Below are 11,941 nucleotides of genomic sequence, written 5' to 3'. Positions count from 1 at the left end.
AGGCGACGCGGAGCGTCGTCGACCGACGACAACGCCGCGAGCGTGCGTGCCAGGCCCCGCGAGCCCGGCCTGATCCAAACGACAGGCCCTAGCCCGGCCTCCACCAACAACCCACGAACCGTGCACAGCTGACACATCGTCAGCCAATGGTCACCCGTGAGACCGTACGCGCATGACCTCGCGATCCACGGATCACCCACAGGTGCTCGACGGCAGGGCGGCCGTCGTGACCGGTGCCTCGCGCGGCATCGGCCGCGCGATCGCGGAGGAACTCGCCGACCGCGGAGCCCTGTTGTGCGTGACGGCGCGTGATCCGAACGGGGTGCGGGAGACCGTCGCGGCGCTGCGGGCGCGCGGCGCGAGGGCGGTGGGTGTGCCCGGCTCCGTCGCCGATCCGGCGCACCTGTGGGAGGTGACAGAACGGACGATGGCGGAGTTCGGGCGGGTCGACGTCGTCGTGAACAACGCCGCGACCAACCAGCCGTACGGGCCGCTCATGGACGCCGATCCGGACACCTGGCGCACGGCGTTCACGGTCAACGTGGAGGCGCCGCTGCGTCTTGTGCAGTGTGCGTGGCGGGCGTGGATGGGCGAGCACGGCGGCGCCGTCGTCAATGTGTGCACGGAGGGCGCGGGCCATGTCGGCCCGAACGTCGGCGCGTACGGCACCAGCAAGGCGGCGCTGCTGCACCTCACCGCTCAACTGGCGGGCGAGATGGGCCCGTTGGTACGGGTCAACTCCGTCTCCCCCGGCCTGGTGCGCACCGAGATGGCCCGCTTCGTGTGGGAGCGGGCCGAGCAGTCGGTGGCGGCGGGTCTCCCGGCCGGGCGGATCGGGGAGCCGCAGGACGTGGCCCGCGCGGTGCGCTGGCTGGTGTCGGACGAGGCGTCCTGGATCACCGGCGCGGACCTGCTGGTGGACGGCGGCACGCGGGTGCGCGCCGCCTCAGCGGGCGGCGCCGCGAACAACGCCGTCCACCGACAGCTGCGTCACCACTTGCCGGACTCGTAGTCCTTCAGGAAGACGCCGTACACGTCGTCGCCGGACTCGCCGCGCACGACGGGGTCATAGACGCGGGCCGCGCCGTCGACCAGGTCGAGCGGGGCGTGGAAGCCCTCCTCGGCCAGGCGCAGCTTGTCGTAGTGCGGGCGCTCGTCCGTGATCCAGCCGGTGTCGACGGAGGTCATGAGGATGCCGTCGGCCTGGAACATCTCCTGGGCGCTGGTGCGGGTCACCATGTTCATCGCGGCCTTGGCAGCGTTGGTGTTCGGGTGGCCCGCGCCCTTGTAGCCGCGGCCGAAGACGCCCTCCATCGCCGAGACGTTCACGACGTACGCGCGGCCGCTCTCCGCCTTCTTCGCGGCGTCGGACATGGCCGGGCGCAGCGCGCTGATCAGGATGAACGGCGACGTGTAGTTGCACAGCTGGGTCTCGAGGAGCTCGACCGGGGAGATCTGGTCGATGGTCTGCACCCAGGTGTTGGACTCGACGACGTCGGGGACGAGGCCGCCCGCGTCGATCGCGGAGCCGTCGAGGTGCCGCTCGACGCTCGCGTTGCCCGCGACGAGCGCGAGGTCGGCGACCTTCTGGGCGTCGCTGCCGCTGGTGCCCAGCGGCAGCGCCTGGATGCCGTCGACGGAGCCGGAGTTGAACGCGCCGATGACGGTGTGCGGCGGCAGCTCGCCCGCGGGCAGCGGCGCGCTCTCGCCGTCGACGAGCGCGGCGTAGGCGGAGGGCAGGCGACGCACGGTCTGCGTCGCGTTGTTGATGAGGATGTCGAGCGGGCCCGCGGCGGACACCTGCTTGGCGAGGGCGACGGCCTGGCCCGGGTCGCGCAGGTCGATGCCGACGACCTCCAGGCGGTGGATCCAGTCCGCCGAGTCCTCCATCGCCTTGAAGCGGCGGATGGCGTCCTTGGGGAACCGGGTGGTGATCGTGGTGTGCGCGCCGTCACGAAGCAGGCGCAGCGCGATGTACATGCCGATCTTGGCGCGGCCGCCGGTGAGCAGCGCGCGCTTGCCCGAGAGGTCGGCGCGGGCGTCGCGCTTGGTCCGGTTCAGGCGGGCGCAGTCGGGACAGAGCTGGTGGTAGAAGTAGTCGACTTCCACGTACCGGGTCTTGCAGGTGTAGCAGGAGCGGGGGCGCTGGAGTATCCCGGCGAGCCGCCCCTCCTCGGTCTGCGAGGACGGCAGGATGCCCTCGGTCTCGTCGTCGATGCGCTGCGCGGAGCCAGTCGCCGTCGCCTCGGTGACCGCCTTGTCGTGGGCGGTCTTGGCGGCGCGGCGCTCCTGGCGGCGGCGCTGCTTCACGGTCCGGTAGATGCCGGCGGTGGCCCTGCGGACGGTGATCGCGTCGGGGTGGTCGACGTCGATCTCGTCGAGCTCCTCCAGCACGCTGAGGCAGACGGCGAGCCGCTCGGGGTCGATGCCGGGGCCGTAGACGACGTCGCCGTTCTCGCCGGCCCCCGTGCCGTCGGCGGGCTTGTTGTCCTCTGTCACGGTCATCGCCGCTGCTGTTCCTCGTGTCGCTCGTGCCGCGAGGAATCCATCAGGGCCGCGCGGCTGCCAAAAGGCGGCACCTTACAGGTCACTCGGTTGATCCCGCCAGATCCGGAGGATACTGGCGGGATCGGGGGCGGCCAAATGACGGCCGTCACTCCGCCCTGGCCGCATGCCTCACACCCGCGCCTCGCAGACCGCGGCGAGTTCGGCGACCTCCTCCCGTACCGCCCGTGCCAGCACGTCGAGATCCGGCACTGCGGCCGCGTCCGCGACGAGCCCGTAGTGGACGCGGCCGCGGTACGTCGACACCGCCACGGCCAGGGACTGTCCCTGGGCCAGCGGCGCCAGCGGGAAGACCTCGGTGAGCGGGCAGCCGCCGAGTTTCAGGCCGAGGCTCGGCAGCGGCACGCTCGTGACCAGCAGGTCGAACAGGAGGCGGGCGTTCTGGCCGACGAGGCCGCCGCCGAGCCGGAGGCCGATCGGCGGCACGTGGTCGGCGAGCAGGGCGACGGCGCCGGCGCCGCGCGAGGGCCCGGCGTCCTTGTGTCGGTCCATGGACGCGCGGACGGCGCGCAGCCGCTCCACGGGGTCGGCTTCGGCGACGGGGAGGCGGACCAGGTAGCCGGAGAGCCGGTTGCCCTGCGGGTGCGCGGTGCGGGGCCTGCGGCGGGAGACCGGGACGAGGGCGCGGGGCTCGACGCCCGCGCTGCCGTCGCCGCGCTCGTCGAGCCAGCGGCGCACGGCCCCGGCGACCACGGCGATCAGTACGTCGTTCACGGTGCCGCCCACCGTCTTGCGGATGCGGTGCACGTCGTCGAGGTCGAGCACGATCCCGGCGGTGCTCCGGGTGCCGGTGGCCTTCGAGGTGAGCGCGGGCGACGTGCGGACGCCCCAGGTGGCACGGGCGACGGACGCGCCGATGGACACGGCCTGCGTGGCGCCGGCCGTCAGCTCCCGCACATGGTCGGCGTAGCGGCGCGGATCGAGGTCACCGAGCGTGATCTCGCGCATACCGGGGAACGGCAGGCGCAGTCCGCGGCGCGGGGCGGGCACGTCCTTCGGGGCGCGCCCGGCGGGCAGCTCCATGGGGTCCATGACGCCGGCGGCGAGGGTCAGGGCGCGCAACCCGTCGGCCAAGGCGTGGTGGAACTTGAAGAGCACGGCGAACGACGCACCGTCGGCGGCCGGCAGCACATGCGCCTCCCACGGCGGGCGGCCGCGGTCGAGCGGGTGCTCCATGAGCGCGCCCGCGGCGGCGTGGAAGTCATCCACGGGCCCGGCCAGCCACACGTGGTCGAGCGGGTCGAAGTCGGCGGCGGGCACGCGGGCCGCGCCGCCGACCGGCACGAGCACGCCGGCGATCCGCATCCGCAGGCCCGGCACGCCCGCGGCGCGGGCGGCGAGCAACTCGAAGGCGTGCTGGGCGGCGCCGGGCCCTTCGGCCTCGAAGACGCCCAGCGCCCCCAGGTGCATGGGGTGTTCGGGGGTCTCGATGTTCCAGAAGGTCAGGTCGAGTGGAGCGAGCAAGTCCGAACTCAGAGAGGTCATGGAGGGCTCTCGCGTCGACAACGGGAGAGGGCAGTCAACCGCCCGCAGTCGATTACGGTCAAGTACGATCACTGCACGCTGCGTTAACAACTGATGAAGACCCGCCCCTCTGGGAGAGGCGGGTCCCATGTGGCACAGCAGACGACTCAAGTGGCGTGTCGATTACGTCACTTTCACCTCACTTGAGGGCCGGCGGCGCCGCGTCGGCACCGGTCCCCCACGCCGACGGCTCGCCGCCGACGGTGAAGGACAGGTTCCGCAGGCCCCGCAGATCGTCCGTCGTCAGATACGTCTTGTCGTACGCGGCTCCGTCGGTCCGCGCCGACTGGATATACCGGTCGTCCTGCGAGGTGCCGGGTGCCCGGACGGTCAGCGCGCCCTTCGGGTAGTAGCGCCGGTCGAGCGTGACGTCGACCCGCTCGAAGACGGGCGTCGACAGGCTCCACGTGTCCGTTCCGGGCTGCACCGGGAAGATCCCGATCGACGACAGGACGTTCCAGGCGGACATCGTGCCCAGGTCGTCATTGCCGGTCATGCCGGTCGGCGTGTCGGTGAACAGGGTCAGCGCGGCGTGCACCACGTCGGTGGTCTTCCACGGCTGCCCGGTCGACAGATACGTGTAGGGCGCGATCAGGTCGGGCTCGTTCTGCGGGTTGTACTTGTCCGCGTTGTAGTAGTCGTACGGGCCGTTGACCCACACCTCGCGGGCGGTCTTGGCCGGGTCCTTGACCAGCTCCTCGTACGCGAAGAACGAGTCGAGCCGCTTGTTCGCGGCCTCCTTGCCGCCGATCAGGCCGACCATGCCGGGCAGGTCCTGCGGCACGAGCCACTGGTACTGCCAGGACGTGCCCTCGTGGAAGCCATCGCTCTTGGCGGGGTCGGCGGGCCCGGTGAAGCCGCCGGACGCGTCGCGCGCACGGAAGAATCCGGTCGAACCGTCGAAGATCTTCCGGTAGTTCTGCGCCCGCTCGGCGTAGCGCTTCGCATCGTCCTTGTGGCCGAGCTCCTTCGCCATCTGGCCGAGCATGGCGTCGGACAGGGCGTACTCCAGGGTGGCCGAGGCCCCGTGGTCGTAATCGGAGTCGCCGGGCTTCACGTGCTGGCGGTCCTTGATGTACGGCGCGAACCCGTCGGCCAGGTACTCCTTGTTGGCCTCACGGCCCACCGGCGCGGAGTCGGCCGGTGGCACGCCGTCGGCGTTCTTCTTCAGGGCCCGGTAGGCGTCCTCCTCGTGTCCCTTGAGCAGGCCCTGCTGGTAGGCGTTGGTGAGGAACGGGGTGACCGGGTCGCCGGTCATGATGTTCGTCTCGACCGTGCCGTAGCCCCACTTGGGCAGCCAGCCGCTGTCCTTGTCGATCCGGATCACCGACAACGCCATGTCCCGCGACTCGCGCGGGGCGAGCAGCGAGAGCAGCTGCGCCTGGGTGCGATAGGTGTCCCACAGGGACCAGTTCTGGTAGTACGTGAACCCGTCGGCGCGGTGGATCCTCTGGTCCCAGCCGGTGTAGCGGCCGTCCACGTCGCTGCCGATGTTCGGCGCGAGGAACGAGCGGTACAGCGAGGAGTAGAAGGTCCGGCGCAGCGTCTCGCTGCCGCCCTGCGCCTTGACGTCGCCGAGCCGGTCCTCCCAAGCGGATCGCGCCGCGCCGCGCACGGAGTCGAAGGAACGGCCACCCTCCTTGGCGAGGTTGAGCGAGGCGCCGTGCGCGTCGACGTACGAGATCGCGGTGGTCGCCTCGACGGTGCGGTCCTTGCTGGTGTCGAAGCGCACGTACGCGCCGTTGCGCTCGGCGTCGGCGGCCGAGGACTTCGAGCCCGCGGTGACGGTGTCGCCCTTCCAGGTGCCGCTCGCCTTGAACGGCCGGTCGAACCTGGTGATCGTGTAGAGCGTGTACTGCTTGGTGTCCTGGCAGAAGCCGCTGCCGGTGATGGCGGTGCGCACGGTCCGGCTGTCGAGGACGTCGACCTTGGTGTGCACGGTCTTGTGCAGCGACTGGCCCGCGTTGATCATCACGTTGGCCTTGTCGGTGGCCGGGAACGTGTACTTCTGCACGCCGGTCCGCTTGGTGGCGCTCAACTCGGCGTCGACGCCGGACTTCAGGCCCACCTTGTAGTAGCCGGGCGAGGCCTTCTCGTCGTCGTGGCTGAACTCGGCGGCATACTTCGCGTAGTCCGTGCTCCCGATGTCGCCCACGGTGGGCAGCACGGGCAGATCGCCGCCCAACCCGCAGCCCACGCCCGACAGATGGACGGTGGAAAACCCGCGGATGTGGTTCTCCGAGTAGTCGTAGCCGGTGTTGTGCCCGGTGTCGGGCGAGAACTGCACCATCCCGAACGGCACGGCGGCGCCCGGGTAGGTGTTGCCCTCGTTCTCGGTCCCGATGAACGGGTTGACGAGGTCGGTGAGCCGGCCGTCCTCAGCGCCGGCCGAGGCCGTGGCGGGCGCCGCGAGTCCGGCGCCGAGCAGCGCGACTGCCCCGGCGAGCACCCCCAACGTGCGGTGGACGGGTCTTCTGCGCCTTCTCATCATGCACTCCTCGACAACGTTGTCAGCATGGCTGGTCATTCTTCGCGCGCCCCAACGGCCCGTCAAGACTCGAGGCGCCACAGATGGTCCTCCGTCCCGTTGTCGGCGAACTGCACGACCTGGGCGCTGTCGGCGGTGGACATGCCGTCGACGCCGAGCACCTTGCCGCTGTGCCGGTTGCGCAGCAGGAACCAGCCGTCGCCCTTCTCGACCCGCTCCCACAGCAGGTCCTGCCGGCCGTTGCCGTCGTCCTCGTACTGCACGACCAGGGCGCTGTCCGCCGTGGAACTCCCCTTCACGGCCAGGTACTTGCCGCTCTGGCCGTTGCGGATGCGCAGCGCGCCGCCGCCTGCCGGGAGGAGCTGCCACGCGTGATCGCCGGTGCCGGTGTTGCGGAACTGCACGACCCGCGCGTCGTTGTCCGTGGACGTCCCGTCCACGGCGAGGACCTTGCCGCTGTACCGGTTCAGCACACGGTGGTGGCGTGCTTCAGGTGTCCACGGCTTTCCGTTCGGGGCCGCCGTCGGGAACGCGGTGATCCGCAGCCGGGCGGCCCCCATCGGCACCAGGGTCACGTCCTCCACCGCCGCGCGGCTGCGTGCGGGGCTCGATTGCAAGGGTGCGACGACGTGTTCTTCGTCGGCGATCCACTCGGGGATGCGGCGGGCGCGCGCGGTGAGCGTGACGGGCGTGCCGTCCAGGGTGAACGGATTGTCCGCGAGAGGCCCCTCCTTGCGGTGCACGGTGGCCGAACTGCCGGGCACGAGGCCGTAGTTCCAGGGGGTGGTGGCGTGCACGTCGTACTCGGGGAACGTGTCGTCCCCGGCCGTGCGCACATACCGCTCGCCGATCCGCAGCGAGTAGGTGAGCGGGCCGTGGTCGACGCTGACGCTGTCGTGGTTGCCGCTCCAGGTGCGCAGCGACGTCCGTTGCGGCAGGCGTAGTCGCACCTCGTCGCCGTCCCGCCAGGTGCGCCGGATCTCCGCGAACGAGGGCCCCTTGTCGGCCTTCACCGCACGGCCGTTGACCGTGAGACGCGGCGCCTCGCACCAGCCCGGAACGCGCAGTCGCAGCGGGAACTCCACCGCGCGCTCCACGCCGATCCGCAGGGTCACCGTCTCGTCGAACGGGTAGTCCGTCTCCTCCCGCACCGTGACCTCGACCCCGTCGCCCACCTCGGTGCGCACCTCGCACGGCGCGTACATCGCGGCCACGAGTCCGCCGCCGGGCCCCGCGAGCCACAGCTCCTCGGTGAAGTAGGGCCAGCCCATGCCGTAGTTGTGCGGGCAGCAGCGGTACTGGTCGACGCCAGGTTGGTAGGACTGCATGGCGAAGCCGTTCTGGAACTGCCCGTTGCTCTTGGGGGAGTTGTCGAGGTCGATGCCGTTGGCGCTGGTGATGTAGTGGATCCCCTTGCCGGTCGGGTCCAGGGCGGCCGGGAGCATGTTGAAGGCGAGGTCCTCGCAGCGGTCCGCCCACACGGGATCGCCGGTGATCCGGGTGAGTAGCTCGTGGCTGGCCATGAACTCGACGCTGCCGCAGGTCTCGAACCCCTGACGCGGATCGCCGAAACCGGGCCGGGCGTTCTCGTCCCCCGCCATGCCGCCGCCGGGGAACTGGCCGTATTCCTTGAGCACTTGTTCGTACGTGCGGTAGGTGGCGCGGCGCAGGTCCGCGGCCCCTTGGGTGGCCCACTGGGCGTACTGGGCGGGTTCGCGGAAGCCCTGGGCGACGTTGACGTTGTGCGGGGTGGGGAGCTTGCCCGTCCAGTCGGCGCCGTAGCGGTGCATCTTGTCGACGAGGTCCGCGAGGAAGGCGTCGCCGGTGCGCTCGTACAGCCAGCGCGCGGTGTCGATGCCGTCGCCCCAGCGCACGGAGACCCAGCTGCTGTCGAAGGCGCCCTTGCCCTGGGCCGCCATGTAGGTCATGAAGCGGGTCAGGAACGGCACGATGCGTTCGTCGTGCGTGTACTCCTGCCAGGTGCGCAGGGCCATGAGCAGCGGCAGGAACGGCCAGAAGTCCGGGCCGCCGTTGAGCGAGGTCCGCAGAGCGCGCGGGCCGAAGAACCCGTCGGACTGCTGCGTGGCGAGGATGGGTTCGATCCAGCGTCTGCACGTGGCGAGCGCGTCGGTGTCGCGGGTGGCGATCGCGAGGGGCACGAATCCCCGCAGCCAGTAAGGGACTTCTTCCCAGCCGTCGAGCTCCGGGTGGATCCAGCCGCAGCTGTCCATGTCCAGGAAGTGCGACGCCTCCTCGTAGCGTCCGCACAGTCCGGCCAGTTGCAGCCGCAGTTGGCCGGCGAGCCATCCATCGGCGGTGACACTGCCGACGGGCAGGCGCGTGAACGCGTCGGCGGACGGTCCTGACGCGTCCGCCCGCGCCGTCGCGGCCGCCGCGCCGCCCCACGCGGTGGCCGCACAGGCCACCGTCGCGGCCTGCAGCACCCCGCGTCGAGTCACAGTCATGAGCTGCCTCCTACGAAAGAGGGGCGGGCCCGTGGATACGGGCCCGCCCCGGGGGCGTACGGGATCAGGAGCAGTTCGCCACGGTGTCCTGCGACGCGTCGTGGATCAGCGCCCGCTGGGCGTCGGACACCCGCTTCACGTCCGGCTTGACGACGCGGCGGTCGTAGGTGAGCAGGCCGTTCAGCTCGCCCTCGACGTCGGAGATCTGCGTGTAGACGGCGCCGTTGCCACCCTTGCAGGCCAGCTTGTGCACCTCGTCCAGCTTCTTGAGGTAGTCGTCCGTGTACGTCGCCGGGTCCACGTCGACGTAGGACTGCTGGACCGACCAGGCGTGCCCCGGCACCGCGAGGCCGAGGCCGCCGTACTCGCCCGCGACCAGGGCGCGTTCGCCGTCGGGCTGCGGCGGCAGGGCGGGGCTCGGGTAGCCGTGCTCGTCCATGATGTCGCCCTTGCCGCCGTCGCGGCCGAGGTTGAGGCCGGACTGGCCGTTGATCAGGCGGGTCGGGTCCCAGGACTTCGCCTGCTCGGCGATGCGGCCCTCGTCGTACTGGCCCCAGCCCTCGTTGAAGGTGACCCACATGACGACCGACGGGTGGTTGATGTGCTGGTCGATCATGGTCTTCATCTCGCGCTCGTACTCGGCGCGGGCCTCGGTGGAGGGGTTGCGCCCGGCCTCCATGGCGGGCATGTCCTGCCAGACCATCAGGCCGAGCTTGTCGGCCCAGTAGAACCAGCGGTCGGGCTCGACCTTGATGTGCTTGCGGACCGAGTTGAAGCCCATCTTCTTGTGCATCTTCAGGTCGTACGCGAGCGCGTCGTCACTGGGCGCGGTGTGCAGTCCGTCCGGCCAGAAGCCCTGGTCGAGGGTGGCCATCAGAAACGTCGGCTTGCCGTTGAGCATGGTGCGCGGGGTGCCGTTGACCTTCTCGACGGAAATGGAGCGCATCCCGAAGTAGCTGCCGACCTTGTCGGCGCCGACGCTCACCTTGAGGTCGTAGAGGAAGGGGTCGTCGGGCGACCACAGGTGCGGCTTGGCGATCTTCAGGGTGAGCGGTCCGCCGGAGGTGCCGGTGGCGGTGGCGACCTTCTTGCCGTCCGCGTACGCCGTCGCCGTGACGGGAACGCCGTCACGAACTCCCGTGGCGGACACGGCCACTTCGCCCGTCTTCACATTCGGCGTCACTTTCAGGTCGGTGGCGTGGTCGGTGGCGACCGGCTCCATCCACACGGTCTGCCAGATGCCGGAGGACGGGGTGTACCAGATGCCGCTGGGGTCGAGGCGCTGCTTGCCCATCGGCGGGTTCTCGGCGTTGTCCGCGTCGGTCGGGTCGTAGACGCCGACGATCAGCTCCTGGGTGCGGCCCGGCTTGAGGGCGTCGGTGACGTCGGCGCTGAACTTGTCGTAACCGCCCTTGTGATCGGCGACCTTCGTGCCGTTGACGTAGATCTCCGACTTCCAGTCCACGGCGCCGAAGTTGAGCCGCAGCCGCTGCTTGTCGCCGACCTTCCAGTCGGCGGGCACGGTGAAGGTGCGCCGGTACCACATGCGGTCCTCGTGGCGCTCGATGCCGGAAAGCTGGGACTCGACCGGGTAGGGCACGAGGATCTTCTCGCCGAGGTTCTTGCCGACCGGCGGCTGCTCGCCCTCCTTGGCGGCGGCGAACTGCCAACTTCCGTTGAGGTTCCGCCACTTGTCGCGGGTGAGCTGGGGGCGCGGGTACTCGCGGTGGGCGTTGGCCGGGGTGACGTCGTCGCCCCACTTGGTGGTCAGCTCGTGCGTCGAGTGGTTGGGCCCGCTGGACCAGAAGGAGCCGACGGCCGTGCCGTCGCTGCCGACCAGTCCGCCCTTGCCGTCGTAGGTGACGTCGGCCTGGCCGGAGGCGTCGCCGCCCTTGTTGCCGACGACCGGCTCCTTGAGGCCGACGACGAGGGCCCGGGGGTCGTCCGGGTCTGCCTTGACCCCGCTCAACGGCCACTTGGCTCCGCCGATCACGGCGTTCAGGTGGTCGCCCACATCCGCGGGGACGGCGCCCAGCTTCTGCGCGAAGTCGAGCTTCAGGGTGCGGCCGTCGCCGAGCACGGTGGTGCCGATGGCGCCGTCGTACTTCCAGTCGTCGGGCAGCCGGAACGCGGAGGACGGGATGGCCTTCTTCTGCGCGCCGGGCTCGGTCCAGCGCAGATGGAGGTTGGAGCCGCCGTAGTGCTCGAAGTACTCGACCTTGATGTCGACCGCCTTGCCCGCGGTCAGGTCGACGGGCTGGGAGGTCTGCTCCTTGTCCCAGTCGTCGACCCAGTGGTCGATGACCAGCTTGTTGTCGACCCAGAGCCGGAAGCCGTTGTCACCGATCATTGACAACGTTGTCGGTCCGGACTTCTCCGGCACCAGCTTTCCGGTCCAGCGCACGCTCGCGTCGTCCGCCTGACCGGTCGCGGACGAAAGGCGGGACTCCAGGCTGTTGAAGTCGATCTGCGGGTCGAAGCCGGTGGCCTTGAGCTTGTCGAAGTCGAAGGCGCCCGCGGCGGACTGGGTGTAGTACTCGCCCTTCAGGCCGTGCGGCACGACGGGTTCGTCGTCCGCGGTGGCGGCCGCGCCGGACGGGGCCGCCGCGAGCGCGCTGAGGCCCAGGGCCGCGACAAGGAGCAGGGACAGGTGCCTGGCGCGACGTCTGAGGGGTCGGGGTTCTCCGGGACTGCTGAAGCTTCTGGGACTTCTGAGTCGTCTGGTGCGCACGGATCCTCCTGTGCTGGGACGCGTCGAGGAAGAGTGGCGGCTCGCCGCTCGGGTCTGTGCAACTGCGGTGTATTGCGTTGGACTTCGTTGAACATTGTTGCGAGGACGGGCAGTTGGCATCACAGCACGGGCGGCGGCGTCCGGCAAGACCGCGGGAACGAGCCATCG

At 70.4% G+C, this 11,941-nt stretch carries 6 protein-coding genes; 1 reads left to right on the top strand and 5 read right to left on the bottom strand.

The window, feature by feature from the left end; translation table 11 throughout:
* The first annotated feature begins 172 nt into the window (after positions 1 to 172).
* Entirely contained in the window at positions 173 to 1,012 is an 840-nt protein-coding gene (locus tag ACIA8D_RS36295) for an SDR family oxidoreductase (RefSeq protein ID WP_399238738.1), read from the top strand.
* Here ACIA8D_RS36295 and ACIA8D_RS36290 read toward each other — a convergent pair.
* The 5 genes from ACIA8D_RS36290 to ACIA8D_RS36270 all read right to left on the bottom strand — a co-directional run bounded on the left by ACIA8D_RS36290 (position 991) and on the right by ACIA8D_RS36270 (position 11,893).
* Positions 991 to 2,505: an SDR family NAD(P)-dependent oxidoreductase gene (locus tag ACIA8D_RS36290; RefSeq protein ID WP_399238736.1), complete on the bottom strand. Its 1,515-nt coding sequence runs from the start codon at positions 2,503 to 2,505 to the stop codon at positions 991 to 993. The two genes, ACIA8D_RS36295 and ACIA8D_RS36290, sit on opposite strands and share 22 nt — an antisense overlap.
* 171 nt (positions 2,506 to 2,676) lie before the next feature.
* A complete protein-coding gene (locus ACIA8D_RS36285) occupies positions 2,677 to 4,041 on the bottom strand; it encodes a wax ester/triacylglycerol synthase family O-acyltransferase (protein WP_399238745.1) in 1,365 nt (454 codons plus the stop codon).
* 187 nt (positions 4,042 to 4,228) lie between these two features.
* The gene (locus ACIA8D_RS36280; protein ID WP_399238734.1) at positions 4,229 to 6,577 is read right to left on the bottom strand and encodes a GH92 family glycosyl hydrolase; all 2,349 of its coding nucleotides are present in this window, start codon (positions 6,575 to 6,577) and stop codon (positions 4,229 to 4,231) included.
* A 62-nt stretch (positions 6,578 to 6,639) separates the two neighbouring features.
* Positions 6,640 to 9,042 (bottom strand): beta-L-arabinofuranosidase domain-containing protein, encoded by a 2,403-nt coding sequence (locus tag ACIA8D_RS36275; protein ID WP_399238732.1) that lies wholly within the window; start codon positions 9,040 to 9,042, stop codon positions 6,640 to 6,642.
* Between the two features lie 64 nt (positions 9,043 to 9,106).
* Positions 9,107 to 11,893, bottom strand: coding sequence for a PA14 domain-containing protein (locus ACIA8D_RS36270; protein WP_399238730.1), 2,787 nt, complete (start codon positions 11,891 to 11,893; stop codon positions 9,107 to 9,109).
* Between the last annotated feature and the right edge of the window lie 48 nt (positions 11,894 to 11,941).

The organism is Streptomyces sp. NPDC051684 (assembly GCF_044453445.1).
Classification (GTDB): Bacteria; Actinomycetota; Actinomycetes; order Streptomycetales; family Streptomycetaceae; genus Streptomyces.
The sequence above is the reverse complement of the archived record's forward strand: the minus strand, read 5'-3'. Positions and strand labels throughout refer to the sequence as shown.

Excerpts from the sequence above, each read along its gene's own strand:
- ACIA8D_RS36295 (WP_399238738.1), top strand. The coding sequence starts at position 173 with ATGACCTCGCGATCCACGGATCACCCACAGGTGCTCGACGGCAGGGCG.
- ACIA8D_RS36290 (WP_399238736.1), bottom strand. The coding sequence starts at position 2,505 with ATGACCGTGACAGAGGACAACAAGCCCGCCGACGGCACGGGGGCCGGC.
- ACIA8D_RS36280 (WP_399238734.1), bottom strand. The coding sequence starts at position 6,577 with ATGAGAAGGCGCAGAAGACCCGTCCACCGCACGTTGGGGGTGCTCGCC.
- ACIA8D_RS36275 (WP_399238732.1), bottom strand. The coding sequence starts at position 9,042 with ATGACTGTGACTCGACGCGGGGTGCTGCAGGCCGCGACGGTGGCCTGT.
- ACIA8D_RS36270 (WP_399238730.1), bottom strand. The coding sequence starts at position 11,893 with ATGCCAACTGCCCGTCCTCGCAACAATGTTCAACGAAGTCCAACGCAA.